The 21,699-nt window shown below is 68.2% G+C and carries 23 protein-coding genes; 12 read left to right on the plus strand and 11 right to left on the minus strand.

Annotated features, from left to right (window positions below):
• Window positions 1-29 precede the first annotated feature (29 nt).
• Together IWC96_RS10910 and fabG are read right to left on the minus strand one after the other, a co-directional pair.
• Window positions 30-269: an acyl carrier protein gene (locus IWC96_RS10910; protein WP_021697838.1), complete on the minus strand. Its 240-nt coding sequence runs from the start codon at window positions 267-269 to the stop codon at window positions 30-32.
• A gap of 191 nt (window positions 270-460) precedes the next feature.
• Window positions 461-1,201 (minus strand): 3-oxoacyl-[acyl-carrier-protein] reductase, encoded by a 741-nt coding sequence (fabG, locus tag IWC96_RS10915; RefSeq protein WP_021697839.1) that lies wholly within the window; start codon window positions 1,199-1,201, stop codon window positions 461-463.
• A 105-nt stretch (window positions 1,202-1,306) separates the two neighbouring features.
• Here fabG and IWC96_RS10920 point away from each other — a divergent pair, with 105 nt between their 5' ends.
• On the plus strand, window positions 1,307-2,572 hold the full coding sequence (locus tag IWC96_RS10920; protein ID WP_196838916.1) for a serine hydrolase: 1,266 nt from the start codon (window positions 1,307-1,309) through the stop codon (window positions 2,570-2,572).
• A gap of 131 nt (window positions 2,573-2,703) precedes the next feature.
• Here the strand turns inward: IWC96_RS10920 and thiS are convergent, their stop codons facing one another.
• Entirely contained in the window at window positions 2,704-2,901 is a 198-nt protein-coding gene (gene thiS, locus IWC96_RS10925; protein WP_021697842.1) for a sulfur carrier protein ThiS, read from the minus strand.
• Window positions 2,902-2,990: 89 nt separating this feature from the next.
• Between thiS and aroQ the strand changes: the two genes are divergently transcribed.
• The 3 genes from aroQ to accC are packed head-to-tail and all read left to right on the plus strand — an operon-like array spanning window position 2,991 to window position 5,348.
• Complete coding sequence (aroQ, locus tag IWC96_RS10930; RefSeq protein WP_021697843.1) at window positions 2,991-3,455, plus strand: type II 3-dehydroquinate dehydratase; 465 nt, start codon at window positions 2,991-2,993, stop codon at window positions 3,453-3,455.
• 27 nt (window positions 3,456-3,482) lie between these two features.
• On the plus strand, window positions 3,483-3,992 hold the full coding sequence (accB, locus tag IWC96_RS10935; protein ID WP_021697844.1) for an acetyl-CoA carboxylase biotin carboxyl carrier protein: 510 nt from the start codon (window positions 3,483-3,485) through the stop codon (window positions 3,990-3,992).
• Between the two features lie 3 nt (window positions 3,993-3,995).
• On the plus strand, window positions 3,996-5,348 hold the full coding sequence (gene accC, locus IWC96_RS10940; protein WP_196838917.1) for an acetyl-CoA carboxylase biotin carboxylase subunit: 1,353 nt from the start codon (window positions 3,996-3,998) through the stop codon (window positions 5,346-5,348).
• A 3-nt stretch (window positions 5,349-5,351) separates the two neighbouring features.
• On the opposite strand, the gene IWC96_RS10945 is transcribed toward accC, so the two are convergent.
• Window positions 5,352-6,398, minus strand: a complete 1,047-nt coding sequence (locus IWC96_RS10945) for a hypothetical protein (RefSeq protein WP_148291502.1) — start codon at window positions 6,396-6,398, stop codon at window positions 5,352-5,354.
• 39 nt (window positions 6,399-6,437) lie between these two features.
• Here IWC96_RS10945 and aat point away from each other — a divergent pair, with 39 nt between their 5' ends.
• A complete protein-coding gene (aat, locus tag IWC96_RS10950; RefSeq protein WP_021697847.1) occupies window positions 6,438-7,112 on the plus strand; it encodes a leucyl/phenylalanyl-tRNA--protein transferase in 675 nt (224 codons plus the stop codon).
• Here aat and IWC96_RS10955 read toward each other — a convergent pair.
• Entirely contained in the window at window positions 7,079-7,792 is a 714-nt protein-coding gene (locus IWC96_RS10955; protein ID WP_021697848.1) for a DUF2155 domain-containing protein, read from the minus strand. The genes aat and IWC96_RS10955 overlap by 34 nt on opposite strands.
• Complete coding sequence (locus tag IWC96_RS10960; RefSeq protein ID WP_045319168.1) at window positions 7,789-8,184, minus strand: NADH:ubiquinone oxidoreductase subunit NDUFA12; 396 nt, start codon at window positions 8,182-8,184, stop codon at window positions 7,789-7,791. Before IWC96_RS10960 ends, IWC96_RS10955 begins: the two co-directional genes overlap by 4 nt.
• 213 nt (window positions 8,185-8,397) lie before the next feature.
• Here IWC96_RS10960 and IWC96_RS10965 point away from each other — a divergent pair, with 213 nt between their 5' ends.
• The 3 genes from IWC96_RS10965 (at window position 8,398) to IWC96_RS10975 (ending at window position 12,687) form a co-directional block, all read left to right on the plus strand.
• Window positions 8,398-11,181: a TSCPD domain-containing protein gene (locus tag IWC96_RS10965; RefSeq protein ID WP_196838918.1), complete on the plus strand. Its 2,784-nt coding sequence runs from the start codon at window positions 8,398-8,400 to the stop codon at window positions 11,179-11,181.
• A 60-nt stretch (window positions 11,182-11,241) separates the two neighbouring features.
• Complete coding sequence (locus IWC96_RS10970; protein ID WP_196838919.1) at window positions 11,242-11,724, plus strand: pentapeptide repeat-containing protein; 483 nt, start codon at window positions 11,242-11,244, stop codon at window positions 11,722-11,724.
• 75 nt (window positions 11,725-11,799) lie between these two features.
• The gene (locus tag IWC96_RS10975) at window positions 11,800-12,687 is read left to right on the plus strand and encodes a pentapeptide repeat-containing protein (RefSeq protein WP_196838920.1); all 888 of its coding nucleotides are present in this window, start codon (window positions 11,800-11,802) and stop codon (window positions 12,685-12,687) included.
• Between the two features lie 3 nt (window positions 12,688-12,690).
• On the opposite strand, the gene aspS is transcribed toward IWC96_RS10975, so the two are convergent.
• Window positions 12,691-14,472, minus strand: coding sequence for an aspartate--tRNA ligase (aspS, locus tag IWC96_RS10980; RefSeq protein WP_196838921.1), 1,782 nt, complete (start codon window positions 14,470-14,472; stop codon window positions 12,691-12,693).
• 207 nt (window positions 14,473-14,679) lie between these two features.
• Here aspS and IWC96_RS10985 point away from each other — a divergent pair, with 207 nt between their 5' ends.
• Complete coding sequence (locus IWC96_RS10985) at window positions 14,680-15,351, plus strand: DnaA ATPase domain-containing protein (RefSeq protein WP_196838922.1); 672 nt, start codon at window positions 14,680-14,682, stop codon at window positions 15,349-15,351.
• Between the two features lie 64 nt (window positions 15,352-15,415).
• On the opposite strand, the gene IWC96_RS10990 is transcribed toward IWC96_RS10985, so the two are convergent.
• The 3 genes from IWC96_RS10990 to IWC96_RS11000 are packed head-to-tail and all read right to left on the minus strand — an operon-like array spanning window position 15,416 to window position 18,083.
• On the minus strand, window positions 15,416-16,465 hold the full coding sequence (locus IWC96_RS10990) for an enoyl-CoA hydratase/isomerase family protein (RefSeq protein ID WP_196838923.1): 1,050 nt from the start codon (window positions 16,463-16,465) through the stop codon (window positions 15,416-15,418).
• A complete protein-coding gene (locus IWC96_RS10995) occupies window positions 16,462-16,911 on the minus strand; it encodes a hypothetical protein (RefSeq protein WP_196838924.1) in 450 nt (149 codons plus the stop codon). The genes IWC96_RS10990 and IWC96_RS10995 overlap by 4 nt, the downstream gene beginning before the upstream one ends.
• A gap of 32 nt (window positions 16,912-16,943) precedes the next feature.
• The gene (locus IWC96_RS11000; protein WP_196838925.1) at window positions 16,944-18,083 is read right to left on the minus strand and encodes an acyl-CoA dehydrogenase family protein; all 1,140 of its coding nucleotides are present in this window, start codon (window positions 18,081-18,083) and stop codon (window positions 16,944-16,946) included.
• A gap of 111 nt (window positions 18,084-18,194) precedes the next feature.
• Here IWC96_RS11000 and IWC96_RS11005 point away from each other — a divergent pair, with 111 nt between their 5' ends.
• Entirely contained in the window at window positions 18,195-18,680 is a 486-nt protein-coding gene (locus IWC96_RS11005; RefSeq protein ID WP_196838926.1) for a hypothetical protein, read from the plus strand.
• A gap of 11 nt (window positions 18,681-18,691) precedes the next feature.
• On the plus strand, window positions 18,692-19,693 hold the full coding sequence (gene hemB / locus IWC96_RS11010; RefSeq protein WP_196838927.1) for a porphobilinogen synthase: 1,002 nt from the start codon (window positions 18,692-18,694) through the stop codon (window positions 19,691-19,693).
• 12 nt (window positions 19,694-19,705) lie between these two features.
• Here the strand turns inward: hemB and IWC96_RS11015 are convergent, their stop codons facing one another.
• A complete protein-coding gene (locus IWC96_RS11015) occupies window positions 19,706-21,043 on the minus strand; it encodes a PAS domain S-box protein (protein WP_196838928.1) in 1,338 nt (445 codons plus the stop codon).
• Between the two features lie 215 nt (window positions 21,044-21,258).
• Between IWC96_RS11015 and IWC96_RS11020 the strand changes: the two genes are divergently transcribed.
• Entirely contained in the window at window positions 21,259-21,690 is a 432-nt protein-coding gene (locus IWC96_RS11020) for a VOC family protein (RefSeq protein ID WP_196838929.1), read from the plus strand.
• The last annotated feature ends 9 nt before the right edge of the window (window positions 21,691-21,699 follow it).

Genomic DNA, 21,699 nt, shown 5'->3' on the forward strand with positions numbered 1-21,699 from the left:
GCCGAATTACCGTTGATCGTGAGCCGAAATCAGCCCGCGGTCTTCTCGTCGATGAACTTCACCGCGTCGCCGACCGTCTGGATGTGCTCGGCCGCGTCATCGGGAATCTCAATGTCGAATTCTTCTTCAAAGGCCATCACCAGCTCGACGTTGTCGAGCGAGTCGGCGCCCAGGTCGTCGATGAAGCTGGCCTTTTCGGTCACCTTGTCCGGATCGGCGTCCAGGTGGTCGATGACGATCTTGCGGACGCGTTCGAGAGTATCGGACATGAATCTAATGCCTTCCTAGATACGCCTTAGTGGCGGTCTTTCTGGTCGCGCTCCGTTGTCACGAAGCCGCTGGTTTCGCAAGTCCCATAGCCCACGGAACCGGTGGCTGGTAGCGCGAATTGATGTTTAGCACGCCTGAAACGGGAGGAAACAGCCCGTCATGACAGGAATGTGAGGGAACCGGTCCCGGCTCAGATCATCGCCATGCCGCCGTTCACGTTCAGGGTCTGGCCGGTGACATAGGCGCCTTCGTCCGAGGCCAGATAGACGGCCGCTGCCGCGATCTCGTCGCCCGTGCCGAGGCGGCCGGCCGGGATGCGGGTCAGGATGGCGTCGCGCTGCTGGTCGTTCAGGGCGTCGGTCATGGGGCTGGCGATGAAGCCCGGCGCGATGCAGTTCACCGTGATCCCGCGCGAGCCCACTTCCTGGGCCAGGGCCTTGGAAAAGCCGATCATGCCGGCCTTGGACGCCGCATAGTTGGTCTGGCCGGGGTTGCCGGTGACGCCGACCACGGAGGCCATGCCGATGATGCGGCCCGAGCGGCGCTTCATCATGCCCTTCACGGCCGCGCGGGCCAGACGGAAATAGCTTTCCAGATTGATCTTGATGACGGCGTCCCACTCCTCGTCCTTCATGCGCATCAGCAGGCCGTCCTTGGTGATGCCCGCGTTGGCCACGAGGATGTCCAGCGGCGCGCCCGCGGCCTCTTCCGCCCGCGCCACCAGGCCGTCCACCGAATCGGGGTCCGACAGGTTGGCGGCGGCGGCGAAGGCCCGCTCGCCCAGTTCGCCCGCCAGATCGGCCAGCACCGACTCGCGCGTGCCGGACAGCACCACGCTGGCGCCCTGGGCATGCAGCGCCCGGGCCACCGCCCCGCCGATGCCGCCCGTCGCGCCCGTCACCAGCGCCGTCTTGCCCGAAAGATTGAACATGGAGTGTCTCCTGGGAATCCTGTGGCCGTCGTCCTAGCCCGATGCGCTCGACATCGCCAGTTTTCCGGGGGAAGGTCCAAGGGTAGCGATAACGGGAGGCTCGCCATGACCATCCATCTGAACCGGCGTCATCTGTTGCTGTCCGGTGCGGGTCTGGCGCTGGCGGGCTGCGCGAATGGCATCACGCCAGCGGAGGCGGCGCAGCGGCTCCCCTCGACCCAGGCGGCCATGGACCGGCATGTGGCGGCGGGCCACGTCCCGGGAATCAGCGTCGGTGTGCGCATGCCCGACGGACAGGACGTGTTCCTGGAGGCCGGATCGCTGGACTTCGACGGCGCGGCGGCGGCCGATGAAGACACCCTGTGGCGCATCTATTCCATGACCAAGCCCGTCACCGGGGCGGCCGCCGCCCTGCTGATCGAGGACGGCGTGCTGACCCTGGACACACCGGTGGCGCAGTTCATTCCCGAGTTCGCCAATCTGACCGTCGTGACCGACCGGACCAGCGGACTGGACGCGCGGCCCGCCACCCGCACCATGACGGTCCGCCACCTGCTGACCCACACGGCGGGTTTCACCTATCACTTCTTCGGCGACCAGCCGGTGGCCAACGCCTACAGCCGGGCGGGGATCTTCCCGGTCACCGGCTACAACCTGTCGCCGCGCGAGATCGACGGGCCGAAGGTGCGCGATCTGGACGCCATGGCCCGGGCCCTGGCTGACATCCCCCTGATGTACGAGCCGGGCACGGAATACCTCTATTCCATCTCGCTGGACGTGCTGGGACTGGTGATCCAGCGGGCCTCCGGCATGAGCTTCCCCGACTTCGTGCAGCGCCGTCTGTTCAACCCGATCGGCATGGACGACACCGTCTGGCGCCTGCGCGGCGCCGGCGACCGTCGCCGGTTCGCGGCCCTCTACAACTACGCCGACGGCGGCCGCCAGGTGGTCGATCCGGTGGCGGAAACCGCCTACGCCGAGCCGGTCACCCTGTTCGCGGGCGGCGCAGGACTGGTGTCCTCCACCCGCGATTATCTGGCCTTCCTGACCACCATCCTTGATGACGGACGCGCGGGCCGGGTCCGCGTCATGACGCCCGAGACCGCACGCCTCATCCGCTCCGACATCCTGCCCGAAGGCGTGAACCCCGAGAACGGCGCCTTCCGTTTCGGCTTCGGCGGCGGAGTCGGCCTGCCCGACGGCGACACCCCCGGCGAGTTCGGCTGGGGCGGGGCTGCGGGCACCCAGGGCTGGCTGGACCCCGTGCGCCGCACCGCCGGAACCATCATGCTGCAGCAGTTCGGCCAGTCCGCCCCGGTGGCGGGCGACGTGCGCGCGGCCATCGCGGCGGACATCGCCGCGTCTTCGTGAAGCGCCCAGACCGAAATCGGTTCAGTTGGACGCAGTCCAACTGGGCTCAGATTTCGGTCCAGTTTAAAGCGAGAGCCTGATTCACGGCATCGGTGAAATCGCGAAGCGATTCCACCTCAACCGATCAGGCTCTAGCCGCCGCCGACCAGCTGGACGATCTCGATCCGGTCGCCGTTCGCCAGCGCCGTCTCTGCGTGCAGCGACCGGGGCACGATCTCCAGATTGCGCTCCACCGCCACCTTCTTCGGGTCCAGGCCCAGGGTCTCGACCAGATCCAGAATCGTGCCCGCCTCAACCTCGCGGGGTTCGCCGTTGACTTCGATACGCATGACGCTAGGTCAACCTCTTCTGCGGCGAGCCTTTGACCCGCGCGCGCGTTCAGTTAAAAGGCCGCCCGGAATCGCGAGCGGCGGAGCCCATGGCCCGATCTGACATCATCTATGTGCTGAACGGGCCCAACCTCAACCTGCTGGGGCAGCGCGAGCCGGAAATCTATGGTCGCCAGACCCTTTCCGACATCGAGGCCCTGTGCCGCGCCGCAGCGCCGGACGCCGAGATCGTCTTCCGCCAGTCCAATCACGAGGGCGAACTGGTGGACTGGATTCACGAGGCGCGCGGCAAGGCCTCGGCCCTGGTCATCAACCCGGCCGCCTTCACCCACACCTCCGTGGCCCTGCTGGATGCGCTCAAGACCTTGGACATTCCGGTCATTGAGTGCCATCTGAGCAATCCGGCGGCGCGGGAGGAGTTCCGACGTCATTCCTATGTTTCGCTGGCCGCGACCGGCGTCATTTCGGGCCTCGGCCCGCACGGCTACGAGCTGGCGGTCAGGGCCGCCCTGCGGCTGGCGCAGGAACGCGCCGGCGGTTCGGCTCGTTCATAAAGACTCACACGAAGGCTCATCGACCTCATGGCTGACAGCAAGACCGACAAGAAATTGCCGAACGACCCGGCGGGCGAAATCGACACCGCGCTGGTGCGCCAGCTGGCCGACATCCTCAACGACACCGAGCTGACCGAGATCGAGGTGGAGCGCGGCGATCTGAAGATCCGCGTGGCCCGCGAGCTGACCGTCGCCGCCGCGCCGGTGCAGTACGCCGCCGCCCCGGCCCAGGCCGCGCCGGCTCCGGCCCCCGCGCCCGTCTCCATGCCGTCGGACCCGGCCACCATCGTCTCGCGCAAGGGCGAAGAGGTGAAGTCGCCCATGGTCGGCACCGCCTATCTGAAGCCGTCGCCGGAGGCCCCGCCGTTCGTGCAGGCGGGCGACAAGGTCAAGAAGGGCCAGACCCTGCTGATCGTCGAAGCCATGAAGACCATGAACCCCATCGCCGCGCCCCGCGACGGCGTGGTGGTCGACATCATGGTGGGCGACGCCCAGCCGGTGGAATACGGCGAAGCCCTCGTCCTGCTCGAGGACTAGGCCATGTTCACCAAGGTCCTGATCGCGAACCGGGGCGAGATCGCCCTGCGCATCCATCGCGCCTGCAAGGAGATGGGAATCTCCACCGTGGCGGTGCACTCCGAGGCTGACCGGGGCGCCATGTGGGTGCGCCTGGCCGACGAAAGCGTCTGCATCGGCCCGGCCCCCGCGGCCAGGTCCTATCTGAACATCCCCTCGATCATCGCCGCGGCCGAGATCACCGGGGCCCAGGCCATTCACCCCGGCTACGGCTTCCTGTCGGAGAACGCCCGCTTCGCCGAGATCGTCGAGGCCCACGGCATGACCTTCATCGGGCCGAAGCCCGAGCATATCCGGGTCATGGGCGACAAGATCACGGCCAAGCAGACGGTGCTGGAGGCCGGCATCCCCTGCGTGCCCGGCTCCGACGGCGAGGTGGAGACCATCGAGGCCGCCATCGAGGCGTCAAAGGCCATCGGCTTCCCCCTGATCGTCAAGGCGGCGGCGGGCGGCGGCGGACGCGGCATGAAGGTGGCCCTGACCGCCGACGATCTGGTCGAGGCCGTCCAGACCGCCCAGTCCGAGGCCCTGGCCGCCTTCGGCAACGGCGCGGTCTACATGGAGCGCTACCTCCAGAAGCCCCGGCACATCGAGATCCAGGTCATCGCCGACAGCCACGGCAACGTCGTGCACCTGGGCGAGCGCGACTGTTCGCTGCAACGCCGCCACCAGAAGGTGCTGGAGGAAGCCCCCTCCCCGGCCCTGACGGCGAAGGAGCGCGCCGCCATCGGCGAGACGGTCAACAAGGCCATCGGCAAGATCGGCTATCTGGGCGTCGGCACCATCGAGTTCCTGTGGGAGGACGGCGAGTTCTTCTTCATCGAGATGAACACCCGCCTGCAAGTCGAGCATCCGGTTACGGAAATGATCACCGGCGTCGATCTGGTGCGCGAGCAGATCCGCATCGCCGCCGGCTTGCCGCTCAGCTTCACCCAGGATCAGGTCACCTTCGACGGCCATGCCATCGAGGTCCGGATCAACGCCGAGAATTCCGAGACCTTCACCCCCTCGCCGGGTCTGGTGAATGATTTCCACGCCCCGGGCGGTCTGGGCGTGCGGCTGGATAGCGCCCTCTACGCCGGCTATACGATCCCGCCCTATTACGACAGCCTGATCGGCAAGCTGATCGTTCACGGCCGGGACCGCGCCGAGTGCGTCGCCCGCCTGAAGCGCAGCCTGAACGAGATGGTCGTGGGCGGCATCGACACCACGATTCCCCTGTTCCAGAAGCTGTTGAACGAGCCTGACATCCTGTCCGGCGACTACGACATCCACTGGCTGGAGAACTGGGCCAAACGCCAGAAGGGCGAGGGCTGAGCGTCACGCCATCAAAAGCGTGTTCCTGATCTCGGCATCCAGTCGCGCCTGAACCGTCGGGTCAGGGTCGATCAGACAGGCGTAATCCAGGGCGTCCAACTGCCCATGAATGATGCTCTGCGCGACCACGGTGTAAATGATCGCGTACAGCGGCAGGATATCGGCAGGCCAGTGATCCGGGGGCGTCCGACGAAGCGTGCGGCGAGAATCCACAAAACTCACCATCCTGTCGCGGCACCACCTGAATCCGAAGCCCAGACGATGGAAGACCAGACGGAGTCCTCTCAGCGGCCATTTTGCACGGACATAAGCCATCGGTGTCTCCCGGGCCTCCCGTCCATGCTCCTGATCGTCCCGAATAAGCCTGTCGAGCGCGCTGGATCCGAACATGTCCTTCATGAAGGAAAAACGGTTGTCCCGCGCCCAGGGCAGAATGTTGCGCCACATGCCGGCCACGTCGCGGCGATCCAGGATGCCCGCCTCCACCCCGTTGCCGATACGTCGCCCCCAGGCCGCGACATGATGCAGGATCAGCGTGTCGATCAGCCAGTCACGATGGATGCGGACATATCGGGAGTGATTGATGGAATGGTAGATTCGGATGTTCTTGCGCACCTGCATCTTTTCAAACCAGATGACATCCTTGGTCAGGGCGTATTCCAGGTTCCAGAGTTCATCAGCCCTGTAAACGGCGCGCGGTCGTCCGGGCGCTCTCACCAGACAGCGCGTCGCCATCAGGTTGAAATATTCCCGATCAAGATCGTACAGCAGACGGGCGCGCTCGATCTTTCGCCCGTCTCGCGCAGCCCTGATCTGGTTTGAGTGTATGAGCCAATACGCCAGAATGGCCACCACAAGACCGCCCAGCAGTGAGAATCCGGTCTGGACAACCAGTTGGGCCGCTTCAAATGACTTGCTGGTGTCAAGGCCCAGTGTGCTGAGTTCATGGGCTATCCGCTCGCCCAAAGTCGATTGCTTCAAGACCGCTCCCCCCTGCGACAGTCCCCCGGCAATAGAGGTCGACCCCCAGGTTTCGTCAATCGCCGTCATGCGAAGCTCGGTCGGCACATTCGCGAGGGCGGAGTCACTATGAAGGACTTCATCACCCGCTTCGGGCCGGATGAGCTTCTGGCCGCCTACGCCGCCGGCGTCTTCCCCATGGCGGACAGCCGCGACGACCCCGAAATCTATCTGGTCGAGCCGGCCATGCGGGCCGTCCTGCCGTTGGACCGTTTCCGTCTGTCGTCCCGGCTGGCCCGCACGGTGCGGCAGGACCGCTTCGCCGTCAGCGTCAGCACCGATTTCGAGGCGGTTCTGGACGCCTGCGCCGAGCCGGCGCCGGGCCGTGAGGACACTTGGATCAACGCCGCCATCCGCGAGCTCTACCTGGCCCTGCACGCCCGCGGCGCGGCCCACAGCGTCGAATGTCGCCTCAATGGCGCGCTCGTGGGCGGCCTCTACGGCGTGACCCTGGGCGGGGCCTTCTTCGGCGAAAGCATGTTCAGCCGGGCGACCGACGCCTCAAAGGTCGCCCTGGTCCATCTGGTGGCGCGGATGAACAAGGGCGGCTGGCGGCTGCTGGACGCACAGTTCATGACCGGGCACCTGTCGCAGTTCGGTTTTGTGGAGACGCCCCAGGCGGCCTATCTGCGCACCCTCAAGGAGATTCTGGACGTCACGCCCGATCTCCCCGCCTTCATGGCTCCGATGACGGGCGCCCAGGCCGTCGACTACGCCCGGCAGCCCACGACCCAGGCGTCATAGTTCGGGTGCTCCAGCGGATTGACCGCCGGGGCCGAGGCGAACATCCAGCCCCGGAACACCTGACGCGCCTGCGTCGGCTGGTTGGTGCCGCTGGGCTGGGAGCGGATCTCCAGATAGGCCGCGGCCTCTTCCTGCGGATCGTCGGCGGCGTTCACCTCGCAGGCCCGCGCCGTGAAGATCAGGCTGTTGCGGAAGCGAACCGGCGGACCGCCCACCTGCACTTCAAAGCGCATGGTCTCTGCCGTGGTCTTGTCCAGGGCCTGGATGATGGCCACCGGTCGACGCTCGCGGGCGGGCGCCTCCTCGGGCTCCTCCAGCGTCTCCGGAACATCGTCCGTGTCGGCCTCGGCCAGCTCCGTGTCTTCCGTTTCGTCTTCCTCGACCTCTTCCGCTTCGGCCCGTTCGACCGGTTCGGCGGGACGGGGCTGGGCCTGCATCAGCGCGCCGGGCGGGGCGCGGTTCAGGGCCTCGGTGGCGCGACGGGCGGCGTCCTGCTCCTGCTGTTGCCGGATCAGGATGTCGGCGACGGGATCCGCGGACACCGGCTGCTGGGGCTGGGGCTCGCCCTGAGGCACAGGCTGGGCGTCCTGCGGCTGCTGCTCGGTCTGGGCCACGCCGATCCCGGCGGCGGCCAGTCCGATGGCCACCACGCCCGCCAGCAGTCTGCCGCGGCGGGTCATCCCTCGGGCGTCCAGGCCTGATAGTCGCCGGTGGCGGCTGGACGGCGGCCCTCGGCGGCCAGCGAGCCCTTGGGACGCCAGGCCATGGGCGTGCCGGTCAGGTTGGGAAGGTGCGGCCGCTCCCAGGAGCGGCGCGCCATGCCGTCCTCTGACGGCGGCTCGTCGAAGGTGTAGCGCAGCCAGCCGTGCCAGTCGGGCGCCACCTTGGTCGCCTCGGCGTAGCCGTCGTAGATCACCCAGCGGCGCTTGCGGCCGTCATAGCTGGTGGTGTCCCGCGACTGGTAATAGCGGTTGCCGAACTCGTCCGTGCCGACCAGTTCGCCGCGCTTGGCGATGGTGAACAGGGTGCCGATGGTGGCCCCGTTCCACCAGGTGAAGATCTTGGCCAGCAGGTTCAGCACTTGGGACGCTTTCGTGATGGGAATCAGGGCGGCGACGCGCCCCTTGAACGGCCGCGAATATAGAAACCGCGCCGCCCCGCGTCCAGCATTCCGATTGTCGCCATTATTCGCAATATCTTGTGGGTAAGCGGCCGCGAGTAACCACATTTATTGTCTCGCCCGCCGCCATGGCCCTAGTCTCGCGCCATGACCGCGGAGACATCGATGCGCTTTTCATCCCGGTTCACCGATTCCGCCGCCGCCGTGGCCCTGGAGCCGCGCGCCGTGGAGCGGCCGGACCGCATCCAGACCGTCCTCGCCCCCGCCGGCTGGCCCTCCGCCCGCATCGAAGCCTGGCTGGACTGGGCCGGGGATCTGCCGGGCGATCTGCCCAACCTCGCCCCCGAAGCCCTCACCGCGCCTCTGCACCCCGAACTGCTGGACGGCGGGCCCGGGCGCTGGGCCGTCCGCCTGGCCGCCTGGGGGCATGCCCTGGGTCTGTTCGAGAGCGTCGGCGTCGCGCGCGCCTTCGCCGAGGAGCTGATCGGCGCCGTGCTGCTGGGGCTCGCCGCCCCGGCCGCCGCCGCCGCCGGGGGTCACCGCATCCATCCGGTCGCCGACGATGAGGGTCTTGAGACCCCGGACCGCGACGTCATCGATCTGGCCGATCCCGCCGCCGCCGCACGACTGGCCCGCCATGCCCGCGAGGCCCAGGCCCGGCGGCTCAGCCAGGATGCGATGGACGCCCTGCGACAAAAGCTGGACGCGGTGGCCGACGCGGTGGACCGCTGCGAAGGCCCCGACGCGGACTGCGCCGACCCCCGGCGCAATCCCGCCCTCGCCCGGGCCGCCCACGCCGCCCGCGCGGCCGGCGCACGGGACTCCGACATCCTTCTGGCGGCCCGCGGACGCCTGCCGGAGATCGGCCTCATCGAGACGCCCGCGCCGCGTCCGGTGGTCGCCCTGTCCGACCGCGCCCTCGCCGCGTCCGGCGCGCCCGAGACACGCCCGGCGGTGGACGCCGCCCTGGCCACGGGCCGCGTCACCCTGGCCTTCGCCCCCCGCGACGCCGCCGCGCTCGACGGCGCCGTGGCCGCCCCCACGGCCGCGATCAATCTTGCGGCCGCCGACGATCCCGAGAGTCTGGAGGCCCTGACGCGCCTCATGACCACGGCCCTTGAGATCGAGGCCGCCTGCGGTTTCTCCCGTACGGCCGGCGATGCGGCCTGGCGCTTCGGCGTCCGTCAGATCACCCTGGCCCTGGCGGGTGTCGGCGAGGCCGTCATGGCGCAGGGCCTCGGGACGAGCAGCGAAACCGGCCAGACCTGGATCGCCGGGCGCGCGGCCCTGATCCACGCCACGGCCACGGCCGCCTCGGCGGACATGGCGGCCCGCATCCGGGCCTGCCCCGACTGGCCCGATCACGCCGAGGAGACGCTCGCCGTCACCACGGCCCGCGCAGAAGCCGCCGCCGCGCTGGGCGTCGAAGGCGAACAGGCCGCCACGCTGTACGGTCACGCCCTCAAGACCGCCCGCAAGCATGGTCTGCGCCACGCGCTCATCGGCCTGTTCTCCGACGACGCCGAACTGGCGCTGCGTCTGGGCGCGTCCCTGGACGGCGCGGCCCCCCACCGCATCCTGATCGAGACCGCGGAGGGCGAGACCGCCCCCGCGCTGTCGCCCCATGCGGTTACGGCCATTGCGGCGCTGGGCGGCGACGTGGAGGCCGCGGAGCGTCACCTGCTGGGCCGTCGCACCCTGGTCGAGGCGCCGGGGCTGGACCACGGGGCCCTGAGGGCGCTCGGCTTCACCGACGTTGAGCTTCAGGCCATCGAAACGGCCCTGGCGACGGTGCAGCGGCTGGAGCACGCCTTCCTCCCGGTGCTGGACGCCGGCTTCCTGCACGACGTCCTGGGCGTCACCGCCGACGACCGGGCGAACCCCGGTTTCGATCTGCTCGCCCACCTGGGCGTCAGCGACGAGGACCGGGCCCGGGCCGCCGCCCACGCCTTCGGCCATACGGATCTGACCGATTGGGACGCGGCGTCGCCCGGGCTGCGCGCGGTTCTCGGCGTCGATCCGACGAGCGTGGCCGCCGCCGTGGCGCCGTTCAGCGACCTGCCGGACCTCACGCCCGAGCGTCTGGACTGGGACGCGGCCGGCGAACAGGCCATGCGCGCCGTGTCCCGCCGGGCCCTGGCCGGCGCGCGCGCCATCCGGCTCGTGGCGGACCCGGCCCCGCTTGGAAACCTGCTGGATCTGCCGCCGATCGAAGCGTCCGGTCGCGCGCAGTCCTCGTCTGACACCGCAGAGCGCCTCGTGTCCGAACGCGTGGTGGAGAAGGTGGTGGAGCGGGACCGCACCCGCCGCAAGCTGCCCGACCGCCGCAAGGGCTATATCCAGAAGGCGGCCGTGGGCGGCCACAAGGTCTACATCCACACCGGCGAATACGACGACGGCGAACTGGGCGAGATCTTCATCGACATGCACAAGGAAGGCGCCGCCTTCCGCAGCCTGATGAACAATTTCGCCATCGCCATCTCCATCGGCCTGCAATACGGCGTGCCGCTGGACGAGTTCGTGGACGCCTTCGTCTTCACCCGCTTCGAGCCCGCGGGCCGCGTGACCGGCAACGACTCCATCAAGTCGGCCACCTCGATCCTGGACTACATCTTCCGCGAGCTGGCGGTCAGCTATCTGGACCGTTCCGAGCTGGCCAACGCCGATCCCGACGCCCTGAACGCGGACGGGCTGGGCGGGGGTGACGGCGGCGACGCCGAGGCCGTGCCCGCCGCCCGCTTCATCTCCAAGGGCTTCGCCCGCGGCGCCGCGCCGGACAATCTGGTGGTCCTGCCGTTCGGCCAGAAGCGGGACGCCGAGGCCCCGCCCACCGCACCGGCCCAGCCCATGGCCGCCGCCTGCCCGGCCTGCGGCGATTTCGCCCTGCAAAGGAAGGGCGCGGGCTTCGAATGCGATTCCTGCGGCGCCGCGCCCCAGATGAACGGCTGAAACTCCGCGTTAGGCCCTTATCCTGCATGATCGGCATCGCTTTCCGCGCGGAGTCCCGTCATGAGAATCGCCCTGGCCGCCCTGGCCGTCCTCTCCCTCGCCGCCCCGGCCATGGCCCAGAACGCCGGCCAGGTCGCCCGCGCGGTGTCCGGCTCCAGCTGCCCGGGATGCAATCTGTTCCAGGCGGACTTCAACGGGCTGGAGCGATCCGGACTGGATTTCAGCCGCGCCCGCCTGCGCCAGGCCGACCTCAGCCTGACCGTTCTGAACCGCGCCCGATTCTCCAATGCGGACCTTCGCGACGTGGAGGCCTACGGCGGGGTGTTCTCCTCGGCCAGCTTCGCGGGCGCGGATCTGACCAACGCCAGCCTTGTCGGGACCTGGCTGCGCGGCGCGAACTTCGCGGGCGCGACCCTGACCGGAGCGAACCTGTCGGGCGCCGACCTGACCGGCGCGCGCGGCCTGAGCCAGCGCCAGCTGGACCGCGCCTGCGGCGACGCCACGACCACCCTGCCTGCCGGTCTTCATATTCCGCCTTGCTGAGGACGCGTGCAGGGCGCCGAGGTTACGGCGATTTAAGTGGTTCCTCATGCACTTAAGCGGCATGGATTAGGCGTGATGAAACCCGCCGCCCACACATTCCGTCGTTTCGCCGCCGCCGTTTCCGGCGCGGTCGTCGGCCTCGCCGCCACCGGCGCGGCGGCCGAGATGAGCTTGCAGGATCGCGACGTGGCTCGCCTGGTCTCGCTGGGCGGAGCCTGCCGGGGCTGCGAGTTGTCCGGCCGCGACCTGGGCGGCGCCAGCTTCACCGGCGCGAATTTCTCGGGCTCGGCCCTGGTGGGGGCCAATCTGCGCGGCGCCCAGCTGGTGGGCTCCAATTTCAGCGGCGCGGACTTCACCCGCGCCGACCTGCGCGGCGTCACCATCGTCGGCGCCAACTTCACCGGCGCGGCCTTCGACAACGCCAATCTCAGCGGCGCCACCGCCCAGGGCGCCCTGTTCACAGGCGCCAGCCTGAACAACGCCACCCTGACGGACGGCGAGCTTGTGGGCGTGAACTTCCGCGGCGCGGAACTGGCCGGGGCGCGGCTGCGCGGCAGCGAGCTGTTCGGCGCCGACTTCAGCCACGCCGAGGCTGCGCGCGCCGATTTCAGCAACACCCAGCTGACCGCCGCCAATTTCCGCGGCGGCGATTTCCGCAACGCCGGCTTCCGGGACGCCGACCTCAGCGCCGCCCAACTGGGCGACGGCGATTTTGCCGGAGCGGACTTTTCCGGCGCCGACCTGTCCCGCGCCGATATCCGGGGCTCCGACCTGTCCCGCGTCCGCAACCTGACCCAGGAGCAGGTGAACAACGCCTGTGCCGACTCCTCGACCCGCCTGCCCGCGCGATTGAGCAACGCCGGCGGCTGCTCGGGCGCCCGGCGTTATGTCCGCGTGCCCGTGCCGCCACGCCCGCCGGTGGCCCCGGCGCCGCGCCACATCATCGGCTTCGGCGGCGAATAAGCCTCAGACCTTGATCGGCGGCGCCAGGCGGATGTGCAGCTCCTTGAGCTGACGCTCCTCCACCTCGGACGGCGCATTCATCAGCAGATCCTGTCCCTGCTGGTTCAGCGGGAAGGCGATGACCTCGCGGATAGCCTGTTCGCCCGCCAGCAGCATGACGATGCGGTCGATGCCCGGCGCCAGACCCCCGTGCGGCGGCGCGCCGTAGCGGAAGGCGTTCAGCATGCCGCCGAACTCCGCCTCGACCACCTCGGGCCCATAGCCCGCGATCTCGAAGGCCTTGAGCATGATCTCCGGCTTGTGGTTCCGGATGGCGCCCGAGCACAGCTCATAGCCGTTGCAGACGATGTCGTACTGATAGGCCAGGATATCCAGCGGATCCTTGCTCTCCAGCGCCTCCAGCTCGCCTTGCGGCATGGAGAAGGGGTTGTGGCTGAAGTCGACCTTCTTCTCCTCCTCGGACCACTCGAACATGGGGAAGTCCACGATCCAGCAGAAGCGGAAGGCGTCGTCCTTCACCAGATTCAGGTCCAGACCCAGCTTGATCCGCGCATTGCCCGCGAACTTGTGGAACGCGGCCGGGTCGCCGGCGGCGAAGAACACCGCGTCCCCCTGCCCCAGGTTCAGCGCCTTCATCAGGGCGTCGGTCGCCTCGGCGCCCAGGTTCTTGGCGATGGGACCGCCCCAGGCGCCCTGGTCCTCGGACCAGAACACATAGCCCAGACCCGGCTGGCCCTCGCCCTGGGCCCACGAGTTCATGCGGTCGCAGAAGGCGCGCGAGCCGCCGCCCGGCGCCGGGATGGCCCAGACCGCGTTCTTCGCGTCCGCCGCCAGGATCTTGTTGAACAGGCCGAACCCGCCGTCGCGGAAGTGGTCGGACACGTCCTGCATCTCGATGGGATTGCGCAGGTCCGGCTTGTCCGTGCCGTATTTGGCGATGGACTCGCGGTACGGGATGCGCACGAACGGATAGGGGTCCACCGCCTTGCCGTTGGAAAACTCCTCGAACACGCCATGCATGACGGGCTCGATCGCTGCAAAAACATCCTCTTGCGTGACGAAGCTCATCTCCACGTCGAGCTGGTAGAATTCCAGCGACCGGTCGGCCCGCAGGTCCTCGTCCCGGAAACAGGGCGCGATCTGGAAATAGCGATCGAAGCCCGACACCATCAGCAGCTGCTTGAACTGCTGGGGCGCCTGCGGAAGCGCATAGAATTTCGACGGATGCAGCCGGCTGGGCACCAGGAAGTCCCGCGCGCCCTCGGGCGACGAGGCCGTCAGGATCGGCGTCTGGAACTCCAGGAAGCCCTGCGCCACCATGCGGTGACGGATCGAGTGGATCACGTTCGAGCGCAGCACGATGTTGCGGTGAAGGGTCTCGCGGCGCAGGTCCAGATAGCGGTGCTTCAGCCGGATTTCCTCGGGGTACTCCGGCTCTCCAAACACCGGCAGCGGCAGTTCCGCGGCCTCGGACAGCACCTGCACCGCCTTGACCTGCACCTCGATCTCCCCGGTGGGCAGGTTGGCGTTCACCGTCTCGCCCGTGCGGTTCACCACATCCCCGTCGACGCAGATCACGCTCTCGGCGCGCAGGCGTTCGACCGCCTCGAAGCCCGGCGTGGCCGGGTGCAGCACCAGCTGCGTCAGGCCGTAGTGGTCGCGCAGATCGATGAACAGCAGGCCGCCGTGGTCGCGCTTTCTGTGCACCCAGCCGGACAGGCGGACGGTGGAACCCGCGTCAGTCGCGCGAAGGGCGCCGCAGGTGTGGGAGCGATAGGCGTGCATGGTGGTGTCCGGGGCCGGAAATCAGCGGAAAAGGAAGGCGCGGAAGGGCGCATCATCGCCCCGGAAAGTCAAGGTGGAGCCATGTTCCGCTACGGCATTTCAAGGGGCTGGCCCTGTGAAATCATCCACAGGCGGCTGACGATCCTCCACCACCCCGTCCGGTTGCATTCTGGCGCGGCGGCGGGGCCGTTCTGATATAGGGCGCGCATGACCGCCGACCGGACCGATCAGCTGAAACTGGAGCTGGAGCGCGAGACGCCGTTCCGGGCGGATGATTTCATCGTGTCCGACTGCAACCGCGCCGCCGCCCTGACCCTGGCCGGGTGGCCCGATGCGGCGGCCGGGCTGGGCGGCGGGGTGCTGTCCCTGTGCGGGCCGGCCGGGTCGGGCAAGAGCCATCTGGCCGCCATCTGGGCCGAGCGGGTGGGCGCCATGCCCTTGCACGGCGCCGAGGCGGCTCTGGTCGATCCCATGGAGCTGGAGGGGCGGCCGGTGCTGCTGGACCGGGCGCCTGATACGGACGACGAGGCCCTGTTCCACCTGCTGAACCTGGCCCAGACGGGCGGCGGCGCCCTGCTTCTGGTGTCGCGCAAGGCGCCGTCCCTGTGGCCGGTGACGCTGCCTGACCTGCACTCACGCCTCAACGCCATCCGCACCGTGGTGATCGAGGAGCCCGACGAGGCGGTGCTGGCCGCCATCCTCGAGCGGGCCTTCGAGCGGCGCAGCATCCGGCCGCAGCCGGACGTGATCCCCTATCTGGTGCGCCGCATCGAGCGCTCGGCCCAGGCGGCCGAAGCGGCGGTTGCGCGCCTCGACGCCCTGCACCGCCCGGTCACCCGGCGTCTGGCGGCGCGGGTGATGGACGATCTGGGCTCCTAGAGCCTGATCGGTTGAGGTGGAATCGCTTCGCGATTCCGCCGATGCCGTGAATCAGGCTCTCGCATCAAAGCGGGGTCCATTCCTCGCCGGCCGGCAAGGGTGCGAACAGGGCGTCCAGCTGCGCGTCGGTGACGCCCGCCAGATCGGCCGGCGACCATTTCGGCGCATTATCCTTGTCCACGATCACGGCGCGCACGCCTTCCTGGAAATCGTGGGTGCGCACGATCCGTCCGCCCAGCCGGTACTCCATGGCCATGTTGTCCGCGAACGAGTCCAGCCCCGCGCCCGTGCGGATCTGGCGCAGCGAGACCTTCATGGACTGGGGCGACTTGGTCTTGAGGATCGAGAGCTGCTTCAGCGCCCACTCCGACCCGTCCGCCTCCAGCGCCGCGAAGATGGCCTCCACCGTGTCATGGCCGAACAGCCGGTCGATGGCGTTGCGGTGCTCGCTCAACGGCGACGGGCCGGGGTCGGCCGCGAAGCGGTCGGCGACCGCCTTCGGATCGGCCGGACCGGCGATCAGGGCCGCCTTCAGCGCCTCCACCTGTTCCGACGGGGCGAAATGGGTGTGGATCCCCAGCGCCACCGTGTCCGCCGCCTTCAGCCGCGCCCCGGTCAGGGCCAGCCAGACGCCGGTCTGGCCCGGCAGGCGCGGCAGGAACCAGCCGCCGCCCACGTCAGGGAACAGGCCGATGCCCGTCTCCGGCATGGCGTAGGTGGTCCGCTCGGTGGCGATGCGCACATCGGCCGGCTCGCTGATGCCCACGCCGCCGCCCATGACAATGCCGTCCACCAGCGCCGTCACCGGCCTGGGGTAGTCGAACAGCAGATGGTTCAGCCGGTATTCCGCATGGAAGAACGCCTTGGCCTCCGACGCATCCCCCGCCCCGCTCTCGGCGATCATGCGGATGTCGCCCCCGGCGCAGAATCCTCGCTCACCCGCGTGGTCGATCAGCACCGACTTGACCGCCGGATCGTCCCGCCAGTCCAGCAGCGCCGCGATCATCGCCTCGCACATGCCCTTGTTCAGCGCATGGATGGCCTTGGGCCGGTTCAGGGTGATGACCGCGAGGCCGTTTTCGACGCGGGTGAGGATTTCAGGTTCTGAGGTCATGAAGAGCTTCTCACAGATTTGGCGACGATCAGATAGGCCAGCGCTGCCAGGCTCGTGGCGATCAAGAAGACAGCGGGCCCGAGATAGTTCGGCAAATAGGTCAGATTGACGGGCTGAAACGAGTCAGCGTTACGCATGAAGTCCGCGATTTCCGGGACGATCAGGAAAAGCGTCCAAAGCAACACAAGCCCTGTCGGAAGGCCGATCGATATGACCAGAAACCAGACCAGGCTGGGTTTCGCAAAGCGCGCGGTCCAGTAAGCTGGCACGAGAAGCACGGCCACCATCGCCAGCCCGACTTGCAGGGAGCCCGCGGCCATCTCCAGCAGGGTGAAGTCAATCCGCCTAGCAAGGAAACCATCGACGTCGAGGCCGGACCGAAATCGGTCCATTCCCGACATCAGCGACAATAAAGCGCTGCCGCCGACGGCCCCGGCCAGAAGCATCCCCCGCCAAGACCATGGAACCGACCGCTCGGTCACTGCCGCAGCATCTCCCGCGCGGTGATCACGCGCATGATCTCGTTGGTGCCTTCCAGGATACGGTGCACCCGCAGGTCGCGCACGATGCGCTCCAGCGGATAGTCCTTCAGGTAGCCGTAGCCCCCATGCAGCTGCAGCGCTTCGTCGGCGATCTGGAAACAGGAGTCGGTGGCCAGCCGCTTGGCCATGGCGCACCATTTGGTCTTCTCCGCATGGGCCGTGTCGATGGCCCAGGCGCCGCGCAGCACCATCAGCCGGGCGGCGTCCAGCTGGGTCGCCATGTCGGCCAGCTTGAACTGGGTGTTCTGGAACTCGGCCAGCGCCTTGCCGAACTGCTTGCGGCTGCCGACGTAGTCCTGCGCCGTCTCCAGCGCCAGCCGCGCCCCGCCCAGCGAACAGGCCGCGATGTTCAGCCTTCCGCCGTCCAGCCCCATCATCGCATAGCGGAATCCGTCGCCTTCCTGGCCCAGCAGGTTGGCCGCCGGCACCCGGCAGTCGTCGAACGAGACGATGGCCGTGGGCTGGGCGTTCCAGCCCATCTTCTTCTCCTGGGCGCCGAAGCTCAGGCCCGGCGTGTCCTTGTCCACGACAAAGGCCGAGATGCCCTTGGCCCCCTCCCCGCCCGTGCGGGCCATGACCACATAGATGTCCGACGTGCCCGCGCCCGAGATGAAGGCCTTGGAGCCGTTCAGGACGTAGTGATCCCCGTCCTTCACCGCCGTGGTCCGCAGCGCCGCCGCGTCCGACCCCGAGCCCGGCTCGGTCAGGCAATAGCTGGCGATCCTGTCCATGCTCACCAGCGACGGCACATAGCGCGCCCGCAGGTCGTCCGAGCCGAACCCGTCGATCATCCAGGTGGCCATGTTGTGGATCGAGATGAAGGCCGCCACCGACACGTCGCCCCGCGACAGCTCTTCAAAGATCACCGCCGCCTCGACGCGGCCCAGCGCCATGCCGCCGTGCTCCTCGCCCGCATAGATGGCGCAGAAACCCATCTCGGCCGCCGCCTTCATCACGTCGACGGGGAAGTGCTTCTCCTCGTCCCAGCGGGCGGAATGGGGCGCCAGTTCGGCTTCGGCGAAGGCGCGTGCGGCCTCCTGAATGGCGCGTTGATCCTCGGTGAGGGCGAAGTCCATGAGCATCCCTGAAGTCGTCGCGGCTTTGCGCCGCTGTTGCGATTGGTCTATGCGGCGGCCTCAACGGCGCGTCGTCGGGGGGCTGACGGCGGAATCCATGAGGAGACCCGCATGAGCGACACCGCTAATACCGGACAGGGACGCGATCCGTCGAGCGATGATCGCAACCTGGCCATGGTCGGCCACGCCCTGATGTTCGCCGCGCCCTTCGTGTTCGGCCTCACCGCCCTGATGGCCGTGGTCATCGCCTATGTGCGCAAGCCCGAGGCCGAGCCCCTGGCCTGCAGCCACTACCGCTATCAGATCCGACACTTCTGGATCGGCTTCGCCCTGGCCATGGTGGCCTTCATCGCCCTGGCGGTCGGGGTGGTGTTCCTGTTCGTGGATCTGGTCCGGCTGGTGATCGCCAACGCACCGGGCGACGCCTGGGAGGCCGTGGCCATGCAGGTCAGCCCCGACATGCCCGTGGTCTTCTTCGTCGGCGTCTTCGTGTTCCTGATCGCCTACGCCCTGGCCAGCCTGTGGGTCATCATCTCCTCGGTCATCGGCATGGTCCGCCTCGGCGCCCAGCAGCCCGTGGGCCGCGTTTCGGTCTGAAAGTCCCGGTCATGAGCGTCTTCACCCCCGCCCCCTTCCCCGCCGCGCGCCCGCGCCGTCTGCGCCGCACCCCGTGGGTCCGTTCGCTGGTGGCCGAGCATGTGCTGACCCCGTCCGACCTGATCTGGCCGCTGATCGTCCATGACGGCGACGAGGACCGCGTCCCGGTCCCCTCCATGCCCGGCGTCGACCGCCTCAGCCCGAAGGCCGCCGCCGAGGCCGCGAAGGAAGCCGCATCGCTGGGCATCCCCGCCGTGGCCCTGTTCCCCAACATCGACCCGTCGAAAAAGGACGCCGAGGCCTCCGGCGCCGTGGACCCCGACGGCCTGATTCCCGACTGCATCAAGGCCATCAAGGACGCCGCGCCCGAGATCGGCGTCATGACCGACGTGGCGCTGGACTGCTTCGCCGACCACGGCCACGACGGCCTCATCGAGAACGGGGTCATCGTCAACGACGCCACCCTGGATCGTCTGGCCGAGATGGCCTTCATCCATGCCCACGCGGGCGCCGACATGGTCGGGCCTTCGGACATGATGGACGGCCGCGTGGCCGCCATCCGCGACGCGCTGGAGGCCAACGGCTTCCAGGACGTGCTGATCCTGTCCTACGCCGCCAAATACGCCTCGGCCTTCTACGGCCCCTACCGGGACGCGGTGGGCTCCGCGAAAGCCCTGACCGGCGACAAGAAGACCTATCAGATGGACTTCGCCAATTCCGAGGAGGCCCTGCGCGAGGTGGCCGCCGATCTGGCCGAGGGCGCCGACGCGGTGATGGTCAAGCCGGGCCTGCCCTATCTGGACATCGTGCGCCGCATCCACGAGGCGTTCCACGTGCCCACCTTCGCCTATCAGGTGTCCGGCGAGTACGCGATGATGCGCGCCGCCGCCGCCAACGGCTGGCTGGACGAGGACCGGGCCGTCATCGAAACCCTCACCGCCTTCAAGCGCGCCGGCTGCGCGGGCGTCCTGACCTATTTCGCCCCCCGCGCCGCCCGCCTGCTGGGCGTCTGACCGGTCAGGCCGCTAGAGCGGGAACGTCACCTCAACCACCAGCCCCGCCGGGTCCCACGTCCGGCTGATCGTGCCCTTGATCTGACCGACCACCCCGGCCTTCAGCACCGAGCCGAACCCTTCGCGCATCGGGGCCACCACGGGCGGCCCTCCCGCCTCGCGCCAGACCAGCGTCACCTGACTGTCTTCCAGCGTCCAGGTCACCGAAATCTTGCCGTGGACGTGGCTGCAGGCGCCGTACTTGTTCGCATTGGTGGCCATCTCGTGCATCAGCATGCTGATGGGCTGAACCTGCTCGGGTGACAGTCCAACCTCCGGCCCCTGCACCTCGATGCTGTCCCTGGGGCACAGAGCCTCCAGCTCCTCGCGGACCACATCCTCCAGCCGCCCGCCCTCCCAGCGCCGGCTGGCCAGCGACGTCTGGGCCCGCGCCAGGGCGTTGATCCGGCCGGCCAGGATGGTCTTGTAGCTCTCCAGATCGTCCGCCCGCGTCAGTTGCGCCAGCGAGTGCACCACCGCCAGAACATTGCGCGCCCGGTGATCCACCTCCCGCATCAGCAGGTTGCGCGCCGTCTCGTTGCGCTTCTCCTCGCTGATGTCCCGCGCCTCGATGACCGTACCCACCACATTGGCCTCGTTGTCCTGGACCGGGCTGGCGGTGAAGGCGACCGGATAGAAGGACCCGTCCTTGTGGACGAAAACCTCCTCCCCCTGCGTCCCCACCTTCTCCGGAAAGCTGCGGTCGATAGGGCAGGTTTCGATCGGGAAAGGCGCGCCGTCCGGATGGGTGTGATGGATCACGTCGTGAAGGGGGCGGCCGGTGACCTCGGCGAACGAGAACCCCGTCAGCGCCTCCGCCGCCTTGTTCATGAACACGCAGTGCTGCTGCTCATCCATCAGGAACACCGACATCGTCGTATTGTCGAGAATGGCGTCAAGTCGGGCGGAGATCTCCCGCAGCTCGGACTCGATCTTCCGGTAGCTCGTGATGTCCTGGATGGCCGCGTAGAATATCCGGTCGCCGCCCTCATCGAACATCTGCAGCTTGACCGAAACGTTGTAGTCCGTCCCGTCCTTGCGCTGGTGGACCGTTTCAAAGTCCAGCCGCTCAACCGCGCCCGAGAGCAGCGGATGGACCACGGTCAGAAACGCGTCGCGCGATATGTGAGGCTTCAGATCCCACGGCGTCAGGCCCTGAAGCTCATCCATCGTGTAGCCGAGGTTCTCACGCGCGCCCTTGTTGACCAGCCGAAAGCGGAAATCCTCACCGGAGAAGATGTAGACTTCACTGGCCGCTTCCTCGACGATGCGCCCGAGACGCTCGCTGGTCAGACCGATGCCGCTGCCCATGCCCGAAATCCCGCCTCGAAGAGTTTGACGCCCGACCCTCGTATATGGAGTCGGCGATCACGTGACAGTCACATTGACGCCCGCGCCACGGCAACGAACAGGCGCGCAAACGGTTCGCGCCCTCCGCCGCCACCCGCCTGCCGGGTTGATGATCGGTCTCGAAATCGTCGTGGATCGGCGCCACCCTTCCTCCCGGCGGAGGAGGAGACACAGCCATGAAGATCGTGACCAGCCTGAGTTTCCGCGGGCAGTGCCGCGAGGCCTTTGAATTCTATGCCGATGTCCTGGGCGGAGAGATCACCTTCGCCATGACCTACGGCGAGGCCCCGCCCGGCATGCCGGTCAAGCCGGAGATGAAGGACTGGCTGCTGCACTGCTGGCTTCAGATCGGCGACCAGGCCCTGATGGGCGCCGACATGGACATCGACTGGGCCCCCGACATCGACAAGCCGAAGAACGGCTTCGACGTCTCCCTGCACACCGACGACCTCGACCAGGCCCGCAAATGGTTCGAGGCCCTGTCCGTCGGCGGCAAGGTGGTCATGCCCTTCGAAAAGACCTTCTGGTCCCCCGGCTTCGGCTCCTGCATCGACCGCTTCGGCATTCCGTGGATGGTCAACACCGGCGACGAGCCCGAGGCGGGCTGACGGGCGGCC

Source organism: Brevundimonas sp. BAL450, assembly GCF_015767455.1.
Taxonomy (GTDB): domain Bacteria; phylum Pseudomonadota; class Alphaproteobacteria; order Caulobacterales; family Caulobacteraceae; genus Brevundimonas; species Brevundimonas abyssalis.